Source organism: Pseudomonas sp. R1-43-08 (assembly GCF_003852255.1).
GTDB lineage: Bacteria > Pseudomonadota > Gammaproteobacteria > Pseudomonadales > Pseudomonadaceae > Aquipseudomonas.
The window spans coordinates 3397156-3420434 of record NZ_CP027734.1 but is presented as its reverse complement, the minus strand read 5'-3'; the positions used below and the strand labels follow the sequence as shown (position 1 = coordinate 3420434).

Here is a 23279-nt window from a genome sequence, read left to right as displayed (position 1 = left end):
TGGGTTGCTGTGAACTCAGTCACCGAATGGCCCAGCAGCGCAGAACGCGCCGCCCTGATAGAGCTTGGCCGGGTCGTTGTCAGCCACCGGCGGCTGGGCCTCGACCTGGGCGCGGAACACTTCGGAGCTGTCCTTGGGCGCAAAACCCAGGTGCGCGGCGTAGCGGTTGTCCCACCAGGTGTCCTGGTTATTGGACATGCCATAGACCACGGTATGGCCGACGTTCGGCGTGTACAGCGCGCGTTCGAGCAGTTGGGTCAGGTCGTCGAAGCTCAACCAGGTGTGCATCATTCGGCGGTTCTGCGGTTCCGGGAACGAGGAGCCGATACGGATGCTCACGGTCTCGATGCCGTAGCGGTCGAAGTAGAAACTCGCCATGTCTTCGCCATAGGACTTGGACAGACCGTAGTAGCTGTCCGGACGGCGCGGTGAGTGGGCGTCGAGCTTTTCGTCCTGTGGGTAGAAGCCGATCACATGGTTGGAGCTGGCGAAGATCACGCGCTTCACACCATGACGGCGCGCGGCTTCGTAGATGTGGAAAACGCCGCTGATATTGGCGCCGAGCACTTCTTCGAAAGGGCGCTCCACCGACACGCCGCCAAAGTGCAGGATCGCATCGACGCCTTCCACCAGATGGTGCACGGCTTGTTTGTCGGAAAGATCGCAGGTTTGTACTTCTTCATGGGCGGCGGCGGGGGCCATATCAGCGATGTCTGACAGGCGCAGCACCTGGGCGTAGGGACGCATGCGCTCGCGCAGCACTTTACCCAGGCCGCCGGCGGCGCCGGTGAGCAGGATGCGGTTGAAGGGAACGGGGGTAGTGGTGGTCATGGGTAGTCCAATTTTTTGTTGTAGGTTGTCGTATGACTAAGTCGAAGTATTGTTAGGGATCCCCAGGTTGTCAACGTTCTTCCAGACGAGTGAGATTCAAATGTGGGAGGGGGCTTGCTCCCGATGGCGGTGGCCCAGTCAGAAATGTATTCACAGACACTCCCTCATCGGGGGCAAGCCCCCTCCCACATTGGTTTTGCAGTGGTTTTTAGATCACCAACAACTTTTAAAGCAGTGAGATTGGATAGCTGACGAAGATCCGGTTCTCGTCGAATTCGTTATTGCTGAAATCCCGACGCATGGTCGAGTTACGCCACCTGACGTTCAGGTCCTTCAGTGCGCCGCTCTGCACGGTGTAGGCCAGTTCCGATTCGCGGCCCCATTCCTTGCCGTCGGTGATTGCCCCGGTGTGCACGTTACTGCCGCTGATGTAGCGGTTCATCATGGTCAAGCCAGGAATGCCAAGCACCACGAAGTTGAAGTCATGGCGCAGCTGCCAGGATTTTTCCTTGGCGTTGTCATAGCTGGAGTTATAGCTGTCGTTGGCCAGCGTGCCGCCGCTGGTGCCGTTGACGCGCATCCACACACTGTCGCCGGTGAGTTTCTGCAGGCCCACGTAGAAGGTGTTGCCGTTGTACTTGGCCGACAGCAGGGCGAACACGGTCTTGTTGTCGAGGTCGCCTGCCAGCGCGCTGCCGTCTTCCTTGCCATTGAAAAAGCCGAGGTTGGCGCCCAGGGTCCAGTCACCCACCGGCTGGCTGTGGGTGAGGTTGAGGTACTGCTGCTGGTAGATATCGGTGAGTTCGGCGTACCACAGGCCGACCTGGGTGCGCTTGTCATTGAACGTGTATTCGCCGCCGCCGAAGTTGAACCGGTCGGAGGTGAACGCGGCTTTGCCGTTCATGAACATGTCTTCCATGCTCGCGTCGTTGCGCGGGCTGTTGCCGCGAAACTGGCCGCCGTAGAGCGTCAGGCCGGCGATCTCGTTGGACGTTACCTGGCCGCCGCGAAAGGTCTGGGGCAGGGAGCGGCCATCATCGGAGCGCAGGATCGGCAGCACCGGCATCCATTCGCCGACCTTCAACTCTGTCTTCGATAACTTGGTTTTCAGCGCTACGCCCAGGCGTCCGAAATTATCGGCAGGGCGCCCATCGTCATGCACCGGCAGCAATTGGGTGCCAGCGGTGCCTTTGCCGCCATCGAGCTTTTGCGAGTACAGGCCCAGGACATCAATGCCGAAACCCACGGTGCCACGGGTGTAGCCGGACTTGGCATCGAGAATGAAGTTCTGCGTCCACTCTTCGGCTTTGCCCTGGGGATTGGCGGGGTTGGTGAAGTTACGGTTGAAGTAGGCGTTGCGCAGGTTGAGCGTGGCCTTGGCATCTTCGACGAACCCATCGGCGTGGGCCGTGAGGGGTAAGGTGAATGCGAGGCTGCCGAGGCTGATCAAACCGAGACGCGAGGACAAATGACGGGCGAATTGACTCACAGTGAGGCTCCCTTTTCTTTTGTTGTTTTTATTATTCGTCATACGTTGTCGTACAACGATGGGCGGGATATTTACGGGGATTCAAGGGAGTGTCAAGCAGAAGTTATAGGATGACTTGCTCAGCCTAGCTAAATGTGGACACGGTCAAAATGTGGGAGGGGGCTTGCTCCCGATAGCGGTGGGTCAGCTACACATAAGTTGACTGTCACACTGCCATCGGGAGCAAGCCCCCTCCCACATTTGATTGGTGACCAATCATAAGAATGGCGGGGTTTCAGCCGGCCATGACCATTGGGGGCAGGGTGCCCAGCAGGGAAACCGCTGCCACTGCTGCAATACCCAATAGCCATTCCAGCAGGACACTGGCCTTCAAGCTGCCCACCCGCTGTTCACACTGTTCCAGGCGCAATCGGTTCAGCAAGGCCAGCACCAACATGCCCGCTACCAGCAGCACCTTGATCAGCAGAATCAAGGCAAACCCTTCAAACGGCGGGGTAGGCCACAGCTGCCCGGTGAGCACGCGCACGTTGACCAAACCGGTCACCAGCAGGCCGGCAACCAGGCCATAACCCACCCCACTGAAGCGCCGCAGGATCGGCTGCAGGGTCAGCGGCCGTGGCTGTCTGAGGATCAACACCAGCAGCAGCAAGCCGCCCAGCCAGGCACCGACGCACGCCAAGTGCACCACCTGGTTGAGGATCAGCAGTCGCCCGCTGAGGCCATCGAGCATGGCGCCGTGGCCCACCGGAGCCAGGGTCGCCAGCACCAGCGCGATCAGCGGCAGGCGCAAGGCCGGCCACGGCTTGATCAATACGATCACCAGCAACAGGTTGAGCAGCAGGTGCCAGACCCATACCTGCCCGAAAAAGGTGCTGCCCAATACCAACATCACCGTGGCCGGTTGCAGCGCGGCGTCCCACCCGCCGGCCATGCTCGCAGTGATCAGCAACAGCCACGCGACCCCGGAGCCCAGCCCCAGCCAGGCCAGGCCTCGGGTCAAGCGCAGCAGGCGCTGGTCGAGTGCCGGTTGCGCAGCCGTACCGAGCAACAGAGGCCTGAACACACAGACCCCGAACAGCAGCAGCACCACGATGAAATGCACAAAACGGCACAGCACCAGCAGGGTCGCCATGGATTATTGGCCAACCTTGAAGCTGTAAGTGCCTTCGCTCTTGTGGGTGTCGACGGACACCGCGTGCCACTCAACCTTGTAAGTACCGGCCGCCAGCGGAGCGGCAGGGGTGACCACCAGGGTCTTCTTGTCGGTGTCCGGGGTTTCCAGCCCCTTGATCGCGATTTCCGTGCCGTCCTTGCTCAGGGACACCTTGGTGAACGTCGCTTCGACGCCTTCGCTGAAGGTCAGGCGCAGGTCTGTCGGTGCGGCTACGCTGCTGTCTGCCGCTGGCGTGGCGCTTTTCAGGTGCGCGTGGGCAAAGGCTGCAGACGCGCCCAGCAGGGAGGCGAGCAGGGCGACGATGGTCAGGGACTTCTTGATCAACATTGTTCAATACCAATCAGAGGATGGAAGCGAGCAGTGTACGAAGTTTCGGTTCGGCGTGTCGCCCCGATCTAGAGCGGATGGTAGTCTCTAGGTCGTGTTGTTGTCAGGGAGCCCTTATGGGCAATCACAAGATCGGAATTCGGCGGATCAACGTCGAGAAAATCCTGCTGGCCGCAGAGAAAGTCTTCGCTGAAAAAGGCTATGGCAGCACCGCCATGGCCGACATCGCCAAAGAGGCACAACTGCCGCGCTCGAATCTGCATTACTACTTCACCACCAAGAGCGATCTGTACAGCGCGGTGCTGTTCGACCTGCTGGACCTGTGGAAACAGGACGCCCTGAGCTTCGAAACTTTCGATGACCCACGGGTGGTGCTCAGCAGCTACATTCGCGCCAAGATGCAGCGCTCGCGCACACGGCCGTATGGCTCGAAAGTCTGGGCCAATGAAATCATCCACGGTGCGCCTACCCTGGGTGAGGCGCTGGACGAAAGCCTGTACGACTGGGCCAAGATGAAGGAAGCGAAAATTCGCCATTGGGTGGAAGACAAACGCATCCTGCCGGTGGAGCCGTCGAGCCTGCTGTACATGATCTGGGCGTCGACCCAGCACTATGCCGACTTCGATCATCAGGTGAACATTTTGAATGATCACCAGCCGTTATCGGATATGCAGTTTGAGCGGGCGATACAGACGGTGACCGGGGTGATATTGCGCGGGATTGGGTTGGAGCCTTGAATAGTGTGGTGAGGTTGAGGGCCCCATCGGGAGCAAGCCCCCTCCCACACTTGGCTGTGTGAACCCAATCAAATGTGGGAGGGGGCTTGCCCCCGATAGCGGTCTACAAACCTACACAGCCTCCCGATAAGGATTCCTCGGATCCTGTGTCCAATTCAAAAACGGCTTGCCTGTGTCGACCGGCACCATCTCGATACAATCGGCGACTGGACAAGTGATCTGGCACAAATTGCAGCCCACGCACTCGTCATCGATCACCTCATATTTATGCGTACCATCCACCTGCTTCAAGCTGGCGATGGCCTGGTGCGAGGTGTCCTCACAGGCGATATGGCAACGCCCACAGCCGATACACGCCGCCTGGTCGATCTTGGCGATCACCTGGTAGTTGATGTCCAGGTACTTCCAGTCCGTGGTGTTGCCCACCGCGCGCCCGGAAAATTCCTGCAAGCTCTGGTAACCCTGAGTGTCCATCCACCGCGACAGCCCGTCCTTCATCTCTTCGACGATGCGGAACCCATGCAGCATCGCCGCCGTGCACACCTGCACCGCGCCGCAGCCCAGGGCGACGAATTCAGCGGCGTCACGCCAGTTGCCGATGCCGCCGATACCGCAGATGGGCAAGCCCTGGGTCTGCGGGTCGCGGGCGATTTCGGCGACCATGTTCAGCGCAATCGGCTTCACCGCCGAGCCGCAGTAGCCGCCGTGGGTACTCTGGCTGCCGACCATGGGCAGGGCGACCATGCGTTCCAGGTCGACGCTGGTGATGGAGTTGATGGTGTTGATCAACGACACCGCATCCGCGCCGCCGCGATAAGCCGCCCGCGCGGCCACGCGGATATCGGTGATGTTGGGCGTGAGCTTGACGATCACCGGCAGCGAGCAATACGTCTTGCACCAGCGCGTCACCTGCTCCACGTACTCAGGCACCTGGCCGACCGCCGCGCCCATGCCGCGTTCGGGCATGCCGTGGGGGCAGCCGAAATTCAGCTCGATACCGTCGCAGCCGGTGGCTTCCACCTGCGGCAGGATGTTTTTCCAGGATTCTTCAACACAGGGCACCATCAGCGACACAATCAATGCGCGGTCGGGCCAGTCCTTTTTCACCTGGGTGATTTCGCGCAGGTTGATCTCCAGGGAGCGGTCGGTGATCAGCTCGATATTATTGATACCCAGCACTTCGCGATTCGCCCCGTAGTGAGCCGAATAGCGCGACGACACGTTGACCGCCGCCGGGTCTTCCCCCAGGGTTTTCCACACCACGCCGCCCCAGCCGGCCTCGAACGCGCGCACCACGTTGTAGGCCTTGTCGGTGGGTGGTGCGGAGGCCAGCCAGAACGGGTTGGGCGCTTTGATGCCGGCGAACACAATCGACAGATCAGCCATTACGCGGCCTCCACGTTGAGCATAAGTTGAGCGTGCATGGCCTCGGCGGCCAGCTTGCCGTGTTGCACCGCCTGCACGGTGAGGTCCTGGCCGAGGCTGACGCAGTCGCCGCCGGCATACACCCCGGGAATGCTGGTGCGCAGTTGTTCGTCGACGAAGATGCGTTCGCCCACGCGATGCAGCTGCTGAGCCAGCGGGTCGTGCAGCGCGTCGTTGTCAAAACCTTGGCCGATGGCCTTGAAGATCGCGTCTGCGGCCAATTCGAAGGTTTCCCCGGTGGGGTGCAGGCGACCGTTCTCCATGCGCGTACGAGCGAAGCGCATACCGCGTACATGCCCCTGGTCATCGAGCAGCACCTGCTCCGGCTGGGCCCAGGTCAGCAGGCGAACCTGGTTGGCCTTGGCGATGTCTTGCTCATGGTGGGTCGCGCCCATGTCATCCAGGCCACGGCGGTACACCAGGTTCACATCACGGGCACCGAGGCGCGCCATTTGCACGGCCATGTCGATGGCGGTGTTGCCGGCGCCGAGCACGATGCAGCGGTCGGCCAGCGGTAGCTGGGTGAGGTCATCGGTCTGGCGCAGTTCGCGGATGTAGTCGGTGGCGGCGAGCAGGCCGGGGGCGTCTTCGTCGGGCAGGCCGAGGCGTTTGCTGGCCGCCAGGCCGAGGCCGAGAAACACCGCGTCAAATTGCGCGTGCAACTCGCTCAGGGTGAGGTTTTCACCCAGGCGCTGGCCATGACGGATCTCGATGCCGCCGATTTGCAGGAGGAAATCCAGTTCCTTCTGGGCGAAGTCGTCCACCAGTTTGTACTTGGCGATTCCGTATTCATTCAAGCCGCCGGCTTTTTCCCGGGCTTCGAAGACCACCACGTCATGCCCGTGCAGGGCCGCACGGTGGGCGCACGCCAGGCCCGCCGGCCCGGCACCGACCACCGCGATGCGTTTGCCGGTGGGCGCGGCACGTTGGAACGGGTGCTGGCTGAAGTGCGCGTTGTCGATGGCATAGCGTTGCAACAGGCCGATCAGCACCGGGGCGCATTCTTCGGCGTTGTTACGCACGCACGCTTGCTGGCAGAGGATTTCCGTGGGACAGACTCGAGCGCAACTGCCGCCGAGGATGTTGGCCGAGAGGATTTTCTGCGCTGCGCCCTGGACGTTGTCGGTGTGGATATTGCGGATGAACGAGGGGATGTCGATTTCGCTGGGGCACGCGTTCACGCAGGGGGCGTCGTAGCAATACAGGCAGCGCGAAGCTTCAAGCTGGGCCTGGCGGGCGTTGAGGGGCGGCGCCAGGTCGGTGAAATGGCTGGCGAGGGTGGGCCCGTCGTCATGGGGATGGGGGAGGTGGGTCAGGGTCTGGATCACGGTGGTGGCCTCACGGTTATTGAGGTGCTGCCTCTGATGGGCGATCGTTCCCATGCTCTGCGTGGGAATGCCTCACTGGACGCTCTGCGTCCGCTCTTGGAACGCGGAGCGTCCCTGGCTGCATTCCTACGCAGAGCGTGGGAATGATCATGTGCGCTGTATGTTCAGCGTTTCACCGCAGTGGGCCTGGACTGCTCCGCCCGCTTGCGCAACTGTTCGAACACCGCCGGATACGCCGGCCGTTCCACATACCGCCCGGCCCCACGCTCGGCGCGCAGGTCGCCATCGGCCCAGACCAGCTTGCCCTGGCTGATGGTGTGGCTCGGCACGCCGCGTACGGTCTTGCCTTCGAAGATGTTGAAATCGACTTGCTGATGATGGGTCTTGGCGGAAATGGTGCGTGTGCCCTCGGGATCCCACAGCACCAGGTCGGCATCGGCGCCGACGCGAATCGCGCCTTTGCGCGGGTAGAGGTTGAAGATCTTCGCGGTGTTGGTGGAGGTCAGCGCGACGAACTCCTGCATCGACAGGCGCCCGGTATTGACACCCTCATGCCACAGCAGCGCCATGCGGTCTTCGATACCGGCGGTGCCGTTGGGGATCTTGCTGAAGTCGTCACGCCCGGCGGCCTTTTGCTCGGCGCAGAAGCAGCAGTGGTCGGTAGCGGTGGTGTGCAGGTTGCCCGATTGCAAACCGTGCCACAGCGCCTCCTGGTGCCCGCGCGGGCGGAACGGTGGGCTCATCACGTAGCCGGCGGCGGTCTGCCAATCGGGGTGTTGATAGACGCTGTCGTCCAGCAGCAGGTGGCCGGCGAGCACTTCCCCGTAGACCGCCTGGCCCTTGCCCCGGGCATAGGTGATTTCGTCCAGCGCCTCCTGGGTGGAAACGTGCACCAGGTACAACGGCGTGCCAATGGTCTCGGCGATGCGGATCGCACGGCTGGCCGCTTCGCCTTCCACCTGGGAAGGGCGCGACAGCGGATGCGCTTCCGGCCCGGTGATGCCCTGGGCCATCAGCTTGCGTTGCAGGTGATAGACCAGCTCGCCGTTTTCCGCATGCACCGTGGGCACCGCGCCCAGTTCCAGGCAACGTTCGAAACTGGCCACCAGGGTGTCGTCGGCCGCCATGATCGCGTTCTTGTAGGCCATGAAATGCTTGAAGCTGTTGATGCCGTGATGGCTGACCAGCTCGGCCATTTCCTCGCGGACCTGTTCGCTCCACCAGGTGATCGCCACATGAAAGCCGTAGTCGGACGCCGATTTCTCGGCCCAGCCGCGCCACTGGTGGAACGCCTCCATCAACGACTGCTGCGGGTTGGGGATCACGAAGTCGATGATCGACGTGGTGCCACCGGCCAGCCCCGCCGCCGTGCCACTGAAAAAATCTTCACTGGCCACGGTGCCCATGAACGGAAGTTGCATATGGGTATGGGGATCGATGCCACCGGGCATCAAGTACCGGCCGCTGCCATCGAGTGTTTCAGTGCCGGCGGGAATATCCAGGTCCGTGCCGATAGCACGAATCAGACCGCCTGCGCATAACACATCGGCGCGGTAACTTTCATCATGGGTAACAACGGTAGCGCCACGGATCAACAGCGACATGTCGAGTTCCTCACAGGCTTGACCGGCTTGTGCCAGTTCTAAGTGTTGTAATACGGCTCGCCGATAACTGGTTGATTCCTGTCATCGGTGACAGGAATAGAAACTAGCCCGAGTTTTTCGATTGAGCAAGAATATTTTTATTAGGCTTATAACCAATATAACTACTTGATTTTAAACGTTAAAAATCAAAATTCACCAAAATGAAGCAGCCTCACACCATTTTGACGCACTTGACAGGTTGTCGATTTGAACAACATTTCTTATTGCAAATCAGCCGGTTGAACGATGGCGCTTGACGGGGCCGGGAAATAAAAATAATTGTGTTGCACCAGATTGAGTCCTGAAGGTTCGGACAACTTCCTTGCTATTCACCCTGAGTTCCCAAGGCAAGTTCCGAAGACGCAATCGGTCAACCGGATAAAGCTGATAAACATCAGCCAGTTATAGATGCAGCGTGGGTCGGGAAGCAGTTATCGGCACGGTTATTGAGTGCAGTGGCGGCTGGCCGGGCCCGAGATGTCATGTTGTCGACGAGGTACTCCGGCTACCTGCCTTAACCGTGCAGGTGAGCAAGAATAATTTTAAAAAAACCGTGGAGCGGCCATGCAACAGAACAGATCGCAAGTCATCGAACGTAACGGCCTGTACGAACTCGACGCCGGCCCCGACGTCCTCGACAGCCCTCGCTACAACCACGACATGGCACCGACCAAGGTGCACGAACGCACCTGGAACAAATGGCACATCACTGCGCTGTGGGTCGGCATGTCGATTTGTGTGCCTACCTACACGTTGGGCGGCGTGCTCACCGCGTACTTCGGGTTGTCGGTGGGCGAGGCGCTGATGGCGATTTTGCTGGCCAACATCGTGGTGCTTATCCCCCTCACGCTCAACGCGTTTCCCGGTACGAAATACGGCATCCCGTTTCCGGTGCTGTTGCGCTCATCGTTCGGCATTCTCGGCTCCAACGTGCCATGCCTGATTCGGGCGCTGGTGGCGTGCGGCTGGTTTGGCATCCAGACGATGTTTGGCGGCCTGGCGATTCACTTGTTCCTGGGCTCGATTTTCGAGGGCTGGAAATCCCTTGGCGGCACCGGTGAAGTGATCGGTTTCATGATTTTCTGGTGCCTGAATTTGTGGGTGGTGCTGCGCGGCGCCGAGTCGATCAAGCGTCTGGAAACCCTGTCGGCGCCGCTGCTGGTCGCGGTGGGTATCGGCCTGCTGGTGTGGGCGATGCCGAATGTGTCCCTCAGTGAGCTGATGGCGATTCCACCCAAGCGCCCCGAAGGCGCGAGCCTAACGGGTTATTTCATGGCGGGCCTGACTGCCATGGTCGGGTTCTGGGCCACCTTGTCGCTGAATATCCCGGACTTCAGCCGCTACGCCAAAAGCCAGAAGGACCAGATTCTCGGGCAGATTTTCGGCCTGCCGCTGACCATGTTCCTGTTCGCTGCGCTTGGCGTGATCATGACGGCGGCCTCGGTGAAACTCGTGGGGGTCAGCGTGTCCGACCCGGTCACCCTGATCGGCCATATCCAGAGCCCGGTGTGGGTCGCGATCGCCATGGCGCTGATCATCATCGCCACCTTGTCCACCAACACGGCGGCGAACATTGTCTCGCCGACCAACGACTTCCAGAACATCGCGCCCAAGTTGATCAACCGCACCACGGCGGTGATTCTTACCGGGGTGGTGGGGCTGGCGTTGATGGCCCATGAGCTGCTGAAAAAACTCGGGCTGATCGTGTCCGATGTGAGCCTGGAGACGGTGTATTCCAACTGGCTGCTCGGCTACTCCAGCCTGTTGGGGCCGATCGCCGGGATCATGGTGGTGGACTACTTCATCACCCGCAAACAGCAGCTGGACCTGGCCGGTTTGTACCGCGACGACGTGTACCCGGCGTGGAACTGGAGCGGCTTCGTCGCCTTTGGCGTGCCGGTGGTGCTGACCTTGCTGTCCCTGGGCAGCGATGCATTCAGTTGGTTCTACAGCTACGGCTGGTTCACCGGTTCGGCATTGGGCGGGGTGTTGTATTACGCGCTCAATGCCAGGCGCGCGATCACCCCGATGCCCGCCAAATCCCCGCTATAACGCCAGTGCAATGCAATCCAGATGTGGGAGGGGGCTTGCTCCCGATTACGGTATTTCAATCACAGCATCATTGACTGATCCACCGCCATCGGGAGCAAGCCCCCTCCCACATTGGAATGCGGTCCAATCATAAGAAATGTAGCCTGAGGAGATCCCCATGAACGCTGCCCTCGACGTCCTGCAATCGTCCCATCAGCACATCAACCGCGACCGCTTGTGGCAGTCGCTGATGGACCTGGCCAAACTCGGCGCCACCCCAAAAGGTGGGGTGTGCCGGCTGGCCCTCACCGACCTCGACCGCAAGGCGCGCGACCTGTTTGTGCAGTGGTGCGAGCAGGCCGGGTGCACGGTGACCGTCGACGGCATCGGCAATATTTTCGCCCGGCGTCCCGGGCGCAATCCCGACCTGCCGCCGGTGATGACCGGCAGCCACATCGACACCCAGCCCACCGGCGGCAAGTTCGACGGTTGCTTCGGCGTGCTGGCCGGAGTGGAAGTCCTGCGTACCCTCAACGACCTCAAGCTCGAAACCGAGGCGCCGCTGGAGGTGGTGGTGTGGACCAACGAAGAAGGCTCGCGCTTTCCACCCTGCATGATGGGCTCCGGGGTGTTTGCCGAAAAATTCACCCTGGCCGAGACCTTGGCCAAGGTCGATGCAGACGGCGTCAGCGTGGGCGATGCGTTGAATGCGATCGGCTATGCCGGCACGCGGCCGGTCAGCGGGCACAAGGTTGGGGCGTACTTCGAAGCGCATATCGAACAGGGGCCGATCCTGGAGGATGAGAAAAAGACCATCGGCGTGGTGCTCGGCGCACTCGGGCAGAAATGGTTCGACCTGAAACTGCGTGGCGTCGAAGCACACGCGGGGCCTACGCCGATGCACCTGCGCAAGGACGCCCTGGTCGGCGCGGCAGCGGTGGTGGCTGCGGTGAATGCGGCGGCGCTGGGGCATCAGCCGCACGCCTGTGGGACCGTGGGTTGCCTGCAGGCGTATCCCGGTTCGCGCAATGTCATTCCCGGTGAAGTGCGCATGACCCTGGATTTTCGTCACTTGGAGCCGGCGCGGCTGGATTCGATGATTGCCCAGGTGCGCACGGTGATTGATGAGACCTGCGCCAAACATGGGTTGAGTTTCGAGCTGGAACCCACCGCCGACTTCCCGCCGCTGTACTTCGACAAAGGCTGCGTAGACGCCGTGCGCGATGCGGCGAATGGCTTGGGCTTGTCGAACATGGACATCGTCAGCGGGGCCGGGCACGACGCGATTTTCCTCGCCGAACTAGGCCCGGCGGGGATGATCTTCGTGCCGTGTGAAGGCGGCATCAGCCATAACGAAATCGAGAACGCCGCGCCGGATGATCTGGCAGCAGGGTGTGCGGTGCTGTTGCGCGCCATGCTGGCCGCTTCGGCGGCCATTGCCAGTGGCACGCTTGCGGCCTGAAATGCGGTTAAAAAAATGTGGGAGGGGGCTTGCTCCCGATGGCGGTGGGTCAGTCGATAAGTTTTGGCTGATACACCGCCATCGGGAGCAAGCCCCCTCCCACATGGGCCCGGCAGTGTTCATACATTCTGTGTCTGGCACAAAACCAATGTGGGAGGGGGCTTGCTCCCGATGAGGCCGGAACTAACGCCGCCGAACGTGCAGCCTCAGCCACCCGGTTTCCAGCCACCCCCCAACGCCGTAACCAACCCCACACTCGCTTGCAACTGCCTTGTCTGCACCGCCTGCAACGTCCTCTGTGCCTGCAACGCCGCCGTTTGCGCGGTGACCACGTCCAGATAACTCACGGCTCCGGCCTGATAGCTGTTCATCGCCAATACTTGTGTGTGCTGCGCCGCATCCGCCGCCGCTTGTTCATCCTGCGCCTCCTGCTGTAAATCCCGCAGTTGCGCCAGGTTATCTTCGACCTCGCGCACGGCCTTCAGCACCTGGCTGCGGTACTGCTCCGATGCTTCTTCGAACTCGGCCTTGGCCTGGCGTTCGTTGGCACTCAAGCGCCCGCCATCAAAGATCGGCAGGTTCATCAACGGCCCCAGCGCCCAATAGCGATTACCCGCCGCAAGCAGGTTGCCCACGCCCTGGGTCTGGCCGCCGATCAACCCGGTCAGGCTGAAGTCCGGATACCAGGCCGCTTTGGCCACGCCAATGTTGGCATTGGCCGCAAACACGCGCCGTTCGGCCGCCGCGATATCCGGGCGACGTTGCAGCAGATGGCTCGGCAGCTGTGAGGGAATGCCTGGCAAGGCAATCAATTGCGGGCTCGGCGGCAGGGAGAAATCGCTGGCCGCCGCGCCGACCAGTTCGCCGATGGCATGCTCGGTCAGGTTGCGCTGCCCGCGCACGTCATCCAGCTGCGCCTTGGCCTCGGCCAGTTGACTCTGCGCACGGGTCAGGTCCAGTTCCGACGCGATCTGGCCCTCATAACGGCTGCGGGTGAGTTGCAGCGCCTGGCTGAAATCCTCCAGCGAGTGGGCGAGAATCCGGCTCTGCGCATCCAGCCCGTTGAGCTGCACATACAGCGTCGCCAACTGGCGTTGCAGGCTTAACCGCGCTGCCGCCAAGTCATCGCCGGACGCTTGGGCCTGGGCATCGCCGGCCGCGACCTGGTTGCGGATTTTGCCCCACAGGTCCAGGTCGTAACTCAACGAAAACCCGGCGGTGTCGCTGTTGTATACCGACGGCTGTGTCGTGCCGCGCAACGGTCTGGAGTCCGATTGCCGCTGGCGCAACGGCTGCACGCTGGCGCTGATCTGTGGGAAAAGCCCGGCATGCAATTGACTGGCATACGCCTGGGACGCATCGAAATGCGCCAGCGCCGCGGCCAGGTCCGGGTTGGCCTTGAGCAGTTGCTGTTGCAGCCCATCGAGCGTTGGGTCGTTGTACAGTTTCCACCACTGCGGCATCAATTGATCGGACGGCTGCGCGCTGTGCCACGGGCCATCGCTGGTGTGTTCGCGATAACCCGCTGGCAGGTCAACCGACGGCACCTGGTAGCTGGGCGCCAGGGAGCAGCCTTGCAACGCCAGCAACAGGCAGGCCGCAAAAGGTTTAAGCCTTGGGCGCATGGGCACCCCCTGTGGCGTCGGCCAGTTGTACCGGGTCGCCTTCGCGCAGGGCGTCGGGCGGGTTGTCGATGATGCGGTCGGCGGGTTTCAGGCCCTGGTCGATCACCAGGCGTTCGCCCAGGTCCAGGCCGATATGAATGTCTTGCAGGTGCACATGGTTGTGCGGGTCCAGCACCGCGACCTGGGTGCCCTGGGCACGGAAGATCAAGGCGCTGGCCGGGATGCTCACGCCGTGGGTGTCCGCCGGAATCGGCAGGGTGGCTTCGGCATAATCGCCGGGCAGCAACTCACCGTTCGGGTTGTCGGCGACGAACTGCGCGAGCAGGGTGCCGGAGCGCCGGTCGATGGCGGTGGAGTCGCCGATCAGGTGCGCCTTGAAGTGTTCGCCCGGATGTTCGGGCACGCTCAGCTCGGCTTCCAGGCCGGGGCGGATCACCGCCGCGTAGTTCTGTGGCACCGGCACGTACAGGCGCAGTTGGTGGGTGTCGGCGATGCTGAACAGTTCCGGATCGCTGTCGGTGTCGGCCTTGATCAACTGGCCGATATCGGTGTTGCGCGCGGTGATGGTGCCGGCGAACGGCGCACGGATCGTCTTGTAGCTTTCCAGCGCGCACAGCCGCGCATAGTCGGCGGCGGCAGCCTGGGCATTGGCTTTGGCGGCGGCGGCATTCGAGGTTTTTTCATCGGCTTCCTGGCGCGATACCGAATGACTGGCCAACAGGTTTTGCCAGCGCGTTGCGGTGGTGGCGGCAAGGCGCGCATTCGCCTGCTCCTGAACCAGGTGGGCGTGGGTTTGCGCCAGTTGTTGGTCCAGGTCCGGGCTGTCGATTTGCGCGAGGACCTGCCCGGCCTTGACCTGGCTGCCGATGTCGACCTTCCAGTCTTTCAGGTAGCCGCTGACCCGCGCATGGATCGGCGCTTTGCTCCAGGCCTCCAGGTGCGCGGGTAAGCGCAGGGTATCGCCGACGGCATTCTGTTTGGGTTGGAACACCAGCACCTGGGGGATGGCCGCTGTTTCCGTCCAGGCGCTGACCGACTGTTCATGCAGCGCACGGGCATGCAAGCCGTTGGCGACCAACAGGGCGGCCAGGGTCAGGCCGCCGACACCCAGGAGCATCAGACGCTTGCGCGAGGGTTTGTGATCAGACGACATGGGGCATTTCTCCAGCAGTTGCGCGGGTAGGGTGACGGCCGTGGACCAGGCTGAAAACCACGGGAACAAACAACAGGGTGGCGATGGTGGCGAAGATCAAGCCGCCGATCACCGCGCGGCCCAACGGCGCGTTCTGCTCCTCGGAGAGCGCCAGGGGCAGCATGCCGATGATCATCGCCAGGGCGGTCATGCACACCGGGCGAAAGCGCGTGTAACCGGCTTCCATGGTGGCTTTCAAGGCATCGCCATGCGCGGCCAGGCGTTCACGGCAGAAGCTCACCACCAGGATCGAGTTGGCGGTGGCCACGCCCATGCACAGGATCGCGCCGGTGAGGGCCGGCACCGATAACGAGGTGCCGCTGAGGAACAGCATCCACACGATCCCCGCCAGTGCGGCGGGCAACGCGGTGATGATCACGAAGGGGTCGGCCCAGGACTGGAAATTGACCACGATCAGCAAGTAGATCAGCACCACCGCGCCGAGCAGGCCGAAGCTCAACCCGCTGAACGCCTCATGCAGCGCATCGATCTGCCCGTGCAGGCTGATCGTCGCGCCTTTGGGGCGCATGGACGCGGTGTCATCCAGCACTTTTTGCACATCACGGGCGACGCCGCCGAGGTCGCGGCCTTGCACGTTGGCATACAGGTCCAGGGTGGGCTCGATGTTGTAGTGCGTGACCACCGCCGGGCTTTGTACCCGCGAGATACTCGCCACGCCGCCGAGGATTTGTGACTGGCCGTCGGCACCGGTCACCGGCAGCGCCTCCAGCGAAGGCAGGCTGTCGAGGCGGTATTGCGGCGTTGCGGCCACGATCGAGTAGGACACGCCATTGGCCGGGTTCAGCCAGAACGTCGGCGCTACTTGGGAACTGCCGGCGAGGGAGGCGACCATGCTGTTGGTCACGTCTTTCTCGGTGATGCCCAGGCCATTGGCGCGCAGGCGGTCCACATTCACCTGCAGCGACGGATAACCGGTGGATTGCTGGATACGCAGGTCGGCGATGCCGGGCACGTGTTGCAGGCGGCGTTCGAGCTCCACCGCATAGGCGCGGTTTTCGGCATCGCTGCGCCCGGAAATTTTCACGTCCAGCGGTGCCGGCGCGCCGAAGTTGAGGATCTGGCTGCTGATGTCCGCCGGCAGGAACGCAAAATGGCTGCCGGGGAAGCTTTGCGGCAGGGCTTCACGCAGTTTTTTTACGTAGTCGGCGGTGGGCGCGTGGTCTTTTTTCAGGGTGACCTGAATATCGCCGTCCTGCGGGCCGATGGTGCCGCTGCTGCTGTAGGCCATGTCGATGCCGCTGAGGGGGATGCCGATGTTGTCGACAATGGTGTCCAGCTCTTGGGCCGGGATCACTTCGCGAATCCGCGCTTCGATGCGGTCGAACGCAGCGGCGCTTTCCTCGATGCGCGTACCCAGCGGCAGGCGCACATGCAGTGCCAGCGCACCGGCATCGGTCGCCGGGAAAAAATCCTGGCCCAGGCTCGGCAATAACACGAACGAGGCCAGCACGCAGGCGAGAAAACCGACGATAAAGCGTTTGCGCGCGCCCAGCGCGAGCAGCAGCAGGCCGTGGTAAGTGTCGCGGATGTTCGAGAAATGCCGCTCGAATCCCTGCTGGAAATTCAGCACTGCTTGCAGCAGTCGATTGCGCGGTTTCTTGTGCTGATCACCTTCATGGTGATTGATGAATTCATCTTCCGGATGATGCCCTGCACCTTGCTCCGGCGTGTGCGGCTTGAGCAGGTACATCGCCAGTGTCGGCACCAGGGTGCGCGAAAGAATGAATGAACTGGCCATGGCAAAAATCACCGCCAGCGCCATCGGCCGGAACAGATACCCGGCGATGCCTTGCAGCAAGAACATCGGCACGAACACGATGCAGATGCACAGCAGCGAGACGAACGCCGGGCCGACGATTTGCGCGGCGCCGTCGAGGATCGCCGTCTTCACCGCCTTGCCTTGTTCCAGGTGCCAATTGATGTTTTCGATGGTCACCGTGGCGTCGTCCACCAGAATGCCCACCGCCAGGGCCAGGCCGCCCAGGGTCATCACATTCAGGGTTTGCCCGCTGACCGCCAACAGCGCGATGGCCGACAGCACCGCCAGGGGAATCGACGCGGCGATGATCAGCGTCGAGCGCCAGCTGCCGAGAAACAGCAGGATCATCGCACTGGTCAGCAGGGCGGCGATGATGCCTTCCTGGGCCACGCTGCTCACCGACTGCTTGACGAACACCGAGGCATCGCCCAGCAGTGAGGTTTTCAGCGACGGCGGCAGGGTTTCGTTGATGCGCGGCAGCATCTGGCGGATGCCGTCGATGATCGACAGGGTGGAAATACTGCCGTTCTTCAACGCCGGCATCAGCACGGCGCGATGGCCGTCGACGCGCACGATATTAGTCTGCGGTGGCGAGCCATCCCGCACGTGAGCGACCTGGCCGATGGTGATGATTGCGCCGTCGACATTCTTGATCGGCAAGTCATTGAGCTCATCGATCGCCTTGGGGCTGTTGTTCAGCAGAATCGTGTATTCGTTGCGGCCGAGCTTGGCGGTGCCCACCGGGATGATCTGGTTCTGCAGCGCCAGGGCATTTCCGACGTCCTGGGCCGACAAACCTTTGGCGGCCAGGGCCTGGGGGTCGAGGTCGAGGGTGATCTGGCGCTGCTTGCCGCCCATGGGCGTGGGCATCGCCAGGCCGGGCAGGGCGCTCAGCGGCAGGCGAATATTGTTCTGCACCAGGTCGCGGATTCTGGCTTCCGAAAGGCTCGGGCTGGAGAACGCCATTTGCAGGATCGGTACGGTGGAGGCGCTGTAGTTGAGGATCAGCGGCGGCGTAATGCCCGGTGGCATCTGCTTGAGCACGGTCTGTGACACCGCCGTGACCTGGGCGTTGGCGGTGCGGATATCCACGCCGGGTTGGAAGAAAATTTTGACGATGCCCATGCCGGGCAGGGATTGGGACTCGATATGTTCGATGTCGTTGACGGTGGTGCTCAGGGAGCGTTCGTAGGTGTAGATCACCCGCCCGGCCATGGCGTCTGGCGACAGGCCGTTGTACTGCCAGACCACGGCGACCACCGGGATGCCGATATCGGGGAACACATCCGTGGGGGTACGCAGGGCCGCCATCGGCCCGATGATGCAGATGAATATGGCCAACACGATGAAGGTGTACGGCTTGTGCAGTGCGGTCTTTACCAGCCCGAGCATGCGTGGATCTCCGAAAGAGCAGGGTTGCAAACCCCGGCAGTCTTGCCCGACCCACCTAACACGCACCTTTCAGCCAGGTGAAGGAAGATTTAGGTAACGGCTGAAGATCCTTTCATGTGTATTCATTTGTTCTACAAATGGCAGCTCTTCAAGCTTGTCAGCCATCGGATACGCCTTTTTATTGATGTGTTTTGGAGCCCTGCCATGTCACCGAAAACCCTGTTGTTGATTCCCGCCCTGGCTGCCGCCTTGGTGTTGTCGGCGTGTGCCGGCCCGATACCCCAGGCCGACCCGAGCGAAGCCTGGATCGGCTTGAAAGAAGAAGCACCGAATGACCTGTTGGCCGAGCGCGTCGACGGTCGGCGCGTGGATGACGGGCGCTACTTTGAAGTGAGCCCTGGGGACCATCGACTGGACGTGACGCTGTTTGAAGAAGAGCCCGGCGACGATAACCAGCAGGACTGCCAGGGCCGGGTCGAGTACAGGCATTTCAAGGCGGGTGAGCATTACACTCTGGAGGAGTCGAGCCTCGGGACCACGGTGCGCGCAGCGCTCAAGGATGGGCATGGCAAAGAGGTTGCCGCCACGCAAGACTTCGCGTGCATGCCCGGCTAAGCGTGATGCGCCGTCGCCTTGCTCGGCTTGGCGGGCGCAGTGGGTTTGACGTGGGGGTGATGATGGCGGCGGGTCACGCGCATGACCCCCCACAACATGGCGGCGGCCACCGCCAGCCAACCGCAGATCAGCATGAAAATCGTCGTTGCAAGGCTCATTCAGGCCTCCCTTCGCCCCATCCGGGGTCTATACACAGTCTTCCCAATGGACAGTCTAGCTACCCGGGGGTTGCCTGCTATTGACCAATGGTCGTGTCTGTCCAACTCGTTTGCTCTATCGCGGGCGTTTTACCGACACTGGAGGCTATACCCCTGCCCAAGAGCGTCCTATGATCGGGGCCCTCACCGGCAGTTGATCAAGAGAGTTAAAAATTGCGCTTACGGTCGAACCTTAAAGCATCCATCCTGCTGGCCTGCGCCCTGGGGCTGACGGCCTGTTCCAGCCATCCTTCGAAACTCCCCGGCCTGCCGGAGCGGGTTGAACTCAACGGCGTACCGACCTTTCGCAGCGAGGCTTATCAGAGCGGTCCTACGGCTTTGGCCAGCATGCTGTCGCAACAAGGCATTGTCATGACACCGGGGTTGCTGGATAAGCCGCTGCACTTGCCAGGCGCCGAAGCGGACCTTGAGCGCAACATGCAGAAGCTGGCGCGCGAGTACGGGCTGATGGTGTATCCACTGGAAGCCAGGCTGACCGCCGTGCTGGCGCAAGTGGCGGCGGGCTACCCGGTGATGGCGCGGATCAACTCAAGCTTCTGGTCCGACCCGCGCTATGTCGTGGTGGTGGGATTCAACCAGCAGAAGAGCACGGTGCTGTTGCGTTCCGGCAGGGAGCGGCGATTGATGATGGGCTTCAGCGACTTTGAGTCGGCGTGGAAGAGTGCGGGGAATTGGGCGATTCTTACCCAGCGTCCGAGCCAGTTGCCGGCGAATGTGGACGCGCAGCGTTGGCGCGAGGCGGCGAATGCGACCGCTCAGGCCGGGCAGGAGCAGTCGGCGGCCCAAGCACTCAAGGTGCTGGCGGAACACAGATAGAAATGTGGGAGGGGCGGTGCGACGATTCGACTTGCCCCCGATAGCGGTGGATCAGTCACTGACTACTGTGAATGACACACTGCTATCGGGAGCAAGCCCCCTCCCATATGGGTTCTGCGGTGTTCTTTAACGGCGGACTTCTGTCACACCTGCACGGTTCTTCAGGTTCTTGTCAGCCTTGTAGCGCAACGCCACATCCGGCACCGCGCCGCCCTTGCCGGTTTCGACCCAGCTGCGAATACGACTGGCATCGGCGAAGTGGGTGAATTTGCCGAAAGCATCCAGGATCACCAGCGACACCGGGCGGTTGCCCATGCTGGTCACCAGCACCAGGCAATGCCCGGCCTGGTTGGTAAAACCGGTCTTGGTCAGCTTGATATCCCAGTTGGCCCGGTTGATCAGGTGGTCGGTGTTGGAGAAACCCAGGGTGTAGTTGGGCTTGCGGAACGCCACGGTTTTTTCCTTGGTGGTACTCAGCTGGCTCAACATCGGAAACTTGCGTGCATAGGCCAGCAGCTTGCTCAGGTCGCGCGCGGTCGACACGTTATGGATCGACAGCCCCGTAGGTTCCACGTAATGGGTGCTAGTCATGCCCAGCGCCTTGGCCTTGGCGTTCATCGCGGCAATAAACGCCGCGTAACCGCCCGGATAATGGTGGGCCAGGCTCGCGGCGGCGCGGTTTTCCGAGGACATCAGCGCGATCAGCAGCATTTCCTTGCGCGGCATTTGGCTACCGATCTTCACCCGGGAGAACACGCCCTTCATCTCTGGTGTGTCGGTGATGTTGATGTCGATGTATTCATCCATGTCCTGCTTGGCTTCCAGCACGATCAGGCCGGTCATCAGCTTGCTGACGGAAGCGATGGGGACCACCACATCGGGGTTGCTTGAATAGATGACCTTGTTGGTCTGTAGATCCACAAGCATGGCGCTGCCGGAGGCGATTTGCAGTTTGGAGGCGTCACGCGGGGCCAAGGTGGTTTCGGCGGCGTTCGCGAAGGTGCCTGTCAATGCAAAAAGTAGGCTGACAATGGAAAGACGAATTTTCACGCGGATGAACTCGCTAAAAGTAAGAAGTACCGTCTGGGAACGGGTTTGATGACAAATGGCGTTACATTTTAGGAGTATGGATCAGAAACTGTCGAATGTTCTTCCAGATCCGGACGAAAGTACTTAAAAACTATGAATAAACAGGTTTTTTTCGGGCAATAAAAAGCCCCGCGATAAGGCAGGGCTTTTTCAGTACGCCTGGTTATCAGCTGTGCAGGGTTTCTGCTGCATACAGCGTGTTTTCCAGCAGGCACGCTCGGGTCATCGGGCCTACGCCGCCGGGAACCGGGGTGATCCAGCCGGCGCGGGGCAGGGCGGTCTCGTAAACTACGTCGCCCACCAGCTTGCCATCATCCTGGCGGTTGATGCCGACGTCGATGACGATTGCGCCTTCCTTGATCCACTCACCCTTGACCAGGCCCGGCTTGCCTGCGGCGACCACCACCAGATCAGCGCGGCCCACATGGCCGGCGAGGTCCTTGGTGAAGCGGTGGGTAACGGTCACGGTGCAGCCGGCCAGCAATAATTCCATCGCCATCGGGCGGCCGACGATATTCGAGGCGCCAACCACAACCGCGTCGAGGCCATACAGATCAACCCCGGTGCTTTCCAGCAGGGTCATGATGCCTTTGGGCGTGCAAGGGCGCAGCAGTGGGATGCGCTGGGCCAGGCGGCCGACGTTATAGGGGTGGAAGCCATCGACGTCTTTGTCCGGGCGGATGCGTTCCAGCAGTTTGGAGGCGTCCAGATGCTCGGGCAGCGGCAACTGGAGCAGGATGCCGTCCATGTTCGGGTCATCGTTGAGGCTGTCAATCAGGTCGGTCAGGGCCTGTTGAGTGGTCTCCGAAGGCAAGTCGTAGGCTTTGGAGATAAAGCCAACCTCTTCACAGTCTTTACGCTTGTGCGAGACATAAACCTGAGAGGCAGGATCGCTGCCGACCAGGATCACCGCGAGGCCAGGCGTGCGCAGGCCTTGCAGGCGACGCTCGGTGACGCGTTTGGCGATCTGCTGGCGCAGGCTGGCGGCGATTGATTTGCCGTCGATAAGTTGTGCAGTCATTACGCGTGATTAACCATCGAGAGGGGGAAGAAAAGTGCGCGCATTCTCGCACGCCAGGGCGCGAGGGCAAAGGCGCTTGGTCTGCAAATTGCCCTAACCCCTTAAATAAAATCAGTTTTTTTCAAAAAAGATTTGACGGGTTTCGGGACCCTCTATACTATTCGTCGCACTTGTCGGGCACAGCCTAGCACTGGTTAGAAGGTCGAGCAGAATTGTTGTGCTGCAAGGCTGGAAACACTTAGTTTGTAATCCTCCAAGAGTACAGATTAATCAGGCGCCCGTAGCTCAGCTGGATAGAGCATCCGCCTTCTAAGCGGATGGTCGCAGGTTCGAGTCCTGCCGGGTGCGCCATTAGGCAGCTTTGGCACAAGTAGCGTTAGATGGTGGGCGTAGCTCAGTTGGTAGAGCACGGGATTGTGACTCCCGTTGTCGAGGGTTCGATCCCCTTCGTCCACCCCATATTTGAAAGGCGCCAGATTAATCGTCTGGCGCCTTTGCTTTAAGAGCTTCAAGCGCGGATGTGGTGGAATTGGTAGACACACTGGATTTAGGTTCCAGCGCCGCGAGGCGTAAGAGTTCGAGTCTCTTCATCCGCACCAAATAAAACGTTGCTAGGCCGTCAGGCAGGGCAGGGTTTAACAAAGAAGTGGTTTGGTTTCTTTGTTAACGCAATATGGTGGGCGTAGCTCAGTTGGTAGAGCACGGGATTGTGACTCCCGTTGTCGAGGGTTCGATCCCCTTCGTCCACCCCATATTCGAAAGGCGCCAGATTTAACAGTCTGGCGCCTTTTTTGGTTTTGGCGGTTTGATTATCTCGGCGGTCGCAGGTACTGGGCCGCATCGGCAGCGCGTTTCGTCGTATTTGTGTGTCTCGATGATGCCGCGTTGCCTGTCCGCTCCGCTCGCGGCGTGGGCCGTCAGGGAGATGAATGGCAGCTTCTTCTATATATAGAAGGGCGGCGCAGAGCCCTGGCGCAATTGGCTGTATTTGTCACCGGGGCGGGGTACTTCAGTGCCTTCGTACCGATAAATTGCCGGCGGTTTCCGGGTGTATTTTCAGTAGGGTGACTTCTTGAGTTTGACC

18 protein-coding genes and 4 tRNA genes are annotated in these 23279 nt (G+C 61.1%); 9 read left to right on the top strand and 13 right to left on the bottom strand.

Going from position 1 to position 23279, the window contains the following annotated elements; translation table 11 throughout:
- Positions 1 to 15: 15 nt before the first annotated feature.
- The 4 genes from C4J87_RS15610 to copC form a co-directional block, all read right to left on the bottom strand.
- The gene (locus C4J87_RS15610) at positions 16 to 831 is read right to left on the bottom strand and encodes an NAD(P)-dependent oxidoreductase (protein WP_124363408.1); all 816 of its coding nucleotides are present in this window, start codon (positions 829 to 831) and stop codon (positions 16 to 18) included.
- Positions 832 to 1057: 226 nt separating this feature from the next.
- Positions 1058 to 2320: an OprD family porin gene (locus tag C4J87_RS15605; protein ID WP_124367516.1), complete on the bottom strand. Its 1263-nt coding sequence runs from the start codon at positions 2318 to 2320 to the stop codon at positions 1058 to 1060.
- A gap of 274 nt (positions 2321 to 2594) precedes the next feature.
- Complete coding sequence (gene copD, locus C4J87_RS15600; RefSeq protein ID WP_124367515.1) at positions 2595 to 3452, bottom strand: copper homeostasis membrane protein CopD; 858 nt, start codon at positions 3450 to 3452, stop codon at positions 2595 to 2597.
- A gap of 3 nt (positions 3453 to 3455) precedes the next feature.
- Positions 3456 to 3821: a copper homeostasis periplasmic binding protein CopC gene (gene copC / locus C4J87_RS15595; RefSeq protein ID WP_124363405.1), complete on the bottom strand. Its 366-nt coding sequence runs from the start codon at positions 3819 to 3821 to the stop codon at positions 3456 to 3458.
- A gap of 116 nt (positions 3822 to 3937) precedes the next feature.
- Here copC and C4J87_RS15590 point away from each other — a divergent pair, with 116 nt between their 5' ends.
- Positions 3938 to 4558, top strand: coding sequence for a TetR/AcrR family transcriptional regulator (locus tag C4J87_RS15590; protein ID WP_124367514.1), 621 nt, complete (start codon positions 3938 to 3940; stop codon positions 4556 to 4558).
- Positions 4559 to 4669: 111 nt separating this feature from the next.
- Here C4J87_RS15590 and preA read toward each other — a convergent pair whose 3' ends face one another.
- The 3 genes from preA to hydA all read right to left on the bottom strand — a co-directional run bounded on the left by preA (position 4670) and on the right by hydA (position 8915).
- Positions 4670 to 5944 (bottom strand): NAD-dependent dihydropyrimidine dehydrogenase subunit PreA, encoded by a 1275-nt coding sequence (gene preA, locus C4J87_RS15585; protein WP_124367513.1) that lies wholly within the window; start codon positions 5942 to 5944, stop codon positions 4670 to 4672.
- Entirely contained in the window at positions 5944 to 7311 is a 1368-nt protein-coding gene (locus C4J87_RS15580) for an NAD(P)-dependent oxidoreductase (RefSeq protein WP_124367512.1), read from the bottom strand. The genes preA and C4J87_RS15580 overlap by 1 nt, the downstream gene beginning before the upstream one ends.
- A 164-nt stretch (positions 7312 to 7475) precedes the next feature.
- Entirely contained in the window at positions 7476 to 8915 is a 1440-nt protein-coding gene (gene hydA, locus C4J87_RS15575; protein WP_124367511.1) for a dihydropyrimidinase, read from the bottom strand.
- A gap of 603 nt (positions 8916 to 9518) precedes the next feature.
- Here hydA and C4J87_RS15570 point away from each other — a divergent pair.
- Positions 9519 to 11006 carry an NCS1 family nucleobase:cation symporter-1 gene (locus C4J87_RS15570; protein ID WP_124367510.1) on the top strand — a complete coding sequence of 496 codons (1488 nt, stop codon included), beginning with the start codon at positions 9519 to 9521 and terminating at the stop codon, positions 11004 to 11006.
- Positions 11007 to 11163: 157 nt separating this feature from the next.
- Positions 11164 to 12447 (top strand): Zn-dependent hydrolase, encoded by a 1284-nt coding sequence (locus C4J87_RS15565; protein WP_124367509.1) that lies wholly within the window; start codon positions 11164 to 11166, stop codon positions 12445 to 12447.
- Between the two features lie 206 nt (positions 12448 to 12653).
- Here C4J87_RS15565 and C4J87_RS15560 read toward each other — a convergent pair whose 3' ends face one another.
- The 3 genes from C4J87_RS15560 to C4J87_RS15550 are packed head-to-tail and all read right to left on the bottom strand — an operon-like array spanning position 12654 to position 18436.
- Entirely contained in the window at positions 12654 to 14072 is a 1419-nt protein-coding gene (locus C4J87_RS15560; RefSeq protein ID WP_124367508.1) for an efflux transporter outer membrane subunit, read from the bottom strand.
- Entirely contained in the window at positions 14056 to 15225 is a 1170-nt protein-coding gene (locus C4J87_RS15555; RefSeq protein ID WP_124367507.1) for an efflux RND transporter periplasmic adaptor subunit, read from the bottom strand. Before C4J87_RS15555 ends, C4J87_RS15560 begins: the two co-directional genes overlap by 17 nt.
- Positions 15215 to 18436 carry an efflux RND transporter permease subunit gene (locus C4J87_RS15550; RefSeq protein ID WP_124367506.1) on the bottom strand — a complete coding sequence of 1074 codons (3222 nt, stop codon included), beginning with the start codon at positions 18434 to 18436 and terminating at the stop codon, positions 15215 to 15217. Before C4J87_RS15550 ends, C4J87_RS15555 begins: the two co-directional genes overlap by 11 nt.
- Positions 18437 to 18640: 204 nt before the next feature.
- On the opposite strand from C4J87_RS15550, the gene C4J87_RS15545 reads away from it, so the two are divergent.
- Positions 18641 to 19051 (top strand): hypothetical protein, encoded by a 411-nt coding sequence (locus tag C4J87_RS15545; RefSeq protein WP_124367505.1) that lies wholly within the window; start codon positions 18641 to 18643, stop codon positions 19049 to 19051.
- On the opposite strand, the gene C4J87_RS26145 is transcribed toward C4J87_RS15545, so the two are convergent.
- On the bottom strand, positions 19048 to 19209 hold the full coding sequence (locus tag C4J87_RS26145; protein WP_164485263.1) for a hypothetical protein: 162 nt from the start codon (positions 19207 to 19209) through the stop codon (positions 19048 to 19050). The two genes, C4J87_RS15545 and C4J87_RS26145, sit on opposite strands and share 4 nt — an antisense overlap.
- A gap of 213 nt (positions 19210 to 19422) precedes the next feature.
- On the opposite strand from C4J87_RS26145, the gene C4J87_RS15540 reads away from it, so the two are divergent.
- On the top strand, positions 19423 to 20085 hold the full coding sequence (locus C4J87_RS15540) for a peptidase C39 family protein (RefSeq protein ID WP_124367504.1): 663 nt from the start codon (positions 19423 to 19425) through the stop codon (positions 20083 to 20085).
- A 126-nt stretch (positions 20086 to 20211) separates the two neighbouring features.
- Here the strand turns inward: C4J87_RS15540 and pbpG are convergent, their stop codons facing one another.
- Both pbpG and folD read right to left on the bottom strand, forming a co-directional pair.
- Positions 20212 to 21135 carry a D-alanyl-D-alanine endopeptidase gene (pbpG, locus tag C4J87_RS15535; RefSeq protein ID WP_124367503.1) on the bottom strand — a complete coding sequence of 308 codons (924 nt, stop codon included), beginning with the start codon at positions 21133 to 21135 and terminating at the stop codon, positions 20212 to 20214.
- Positions 21136 to 21340: 205 nt separating this feature from the next.
- Positions 21341 to 22195 (bottom strand): bifunctional methylenetetrahydrofolate dehydrogenase/methenyltetrahydrofolate cyclohydrolase FolD, encoded by an 855-nt coding sequence (folD, locus tag C4J87_RS15530; RefSeq protein WP_124367502.1) that lies wholly within the window; start codon positions 22193 to 22195, stop codon positions 21341 to 21343.
- Positions 22196 to 22469: 274 nt separating this feature from the next.
- On the opposite strand from folD, the gene C4J87_RS15525 reads away from it, so the two are divergent.
- The 4 genes from C4J87_RS15525 to C4J87_RS15510 all read left to right on the top strand — a co-directional run bounded on the left by C4J87_RS15525 (position 22470) and on the right by C4J87_RS15510 (position 22947).
- Positions 22470 to 22546 (top strand) — tRNA-Arg (locus tag C4J87_RS15525).
- A gap of 32 nt (positions 22547 to 22578) precedes the next feature.
- A tRNA-His gene (locus tag C4J87_RS15520) sits at positions 22579 to 22654 on the top strand.
- Between the two features lie 55 nt (positions 22655 to 22709).
- Positions 22710 to 22794 (top strand) — tRNA-Leu (locus C4J87_RS15515).
- Between the two features lie 77 nt (positions 22795 to 22871).
- Positions 22872 to 22947, top strand: a tRNA-His gene (locus tag C4J87_RS15510).
- Positions 22948 to 23279 lie beyond the last annotated feature (332 nt).

Excerpts from the sequence above, each read along its gene's own strand:
- C4J87_RS15610 (WP_124363408.1), bottom strand. The coding sequence starts at position 831 with ATGACCACCACTACCCCCGTTCCCTTCAACCGCATCCTGCTCACCGGC.
- copD (WP_124367515.1), bottom strand. The coding sequence starts at position 3,452 with ATGGCGACCCTGCTGGTGCTGTGCCGTTTTGTGCATTTCATCGTGGTG.
- copC (WP_124363405.1), bottom strand. The coding sequence starts at position 3,821 with ATGTTGATCAAGAAGTCCCTGACCATCGTCGCCCTGCTCGCCTCCCTG.
- C4J87_RS15590 (WP_124367514.1), top strand. The coding sequence starts at position 3,938 with ATGGGCAATCACAAGATCGGAATTCGGCGGATCAACGTCGAGAAAATC.
- preA (WP_124367513.1), bottom strand. The coding sequence starts at position 5,944 with ATGGCTGATCTGTCGATTGTGTTCGCCGGCATCAAAGCGCCCAACCCG.
- hydA (WP_124367511.1), bottom strand. The coding sequence starts at position 8,915 with ATGTCGCTGTTGATCCGTGGCGCTACCGTTGTTACCCATGATGAAAGT.
- C4J87_RS15570 (WP_124367510.1), top strand. The coding sequence starts at position 9,519 with ATGCAACAGAACAGATCGCAAGTCATCGAACGTAACGGCCTGTACGAA.
- C4J87_RS15565 (WP_124367509.1), top strand. The coding sequence starts at position 11,164 with ATGAACGCTGCCCTCGACGTCCTGCAATCGTCCCATCAGCACATCAAC.
- C4J87_RS15560 (WP_124367508.1), bottom strand. The coding sequence starts at position 14,072 with ATGCGCCCAAGGCTTAAACCTTTTGCGGCCTGCCTGTTGCTGGCGTTG.
- C4J87_RS15555 (WP_124367507.1), bottom strand. The coding sequence starts at position 15,225 with ATGTCGTCTGATCACAAACCCTCGCGCAAGCGTCTGATGCTCCTGGGT.
- C4J87_RS15550 (WP_124367506.1), bottom strand. The coding sequence starts at position 18,436 with ATGCTCGGGCTGGTAAAGACCGCACTGCACAAGCCGTACACCTTCATC.
- C4J87_RS15545 (WP_124367505.1), top strand. The coding sequence starts at position 18,641 with ATGTCACCGAAAACCCTGTTGTTGATTCCCGCCCTGGCTGCCGCCTTG.
- C4J87_RS26145 (WP_164485263.1), bottom strand. The coding sequence starts at position 19,209 with ATGAGCCTTGCAACGACGATTTTCATGCTGATCTGCGGTTGGCTGGCG.
- folD (WP_124367502.1), bottom strand. The coding sequence starts at position 22,195 with ATGACTGCACAACTTATCGACGGCAAATCAATCGCCGCCAGCCTGCGC.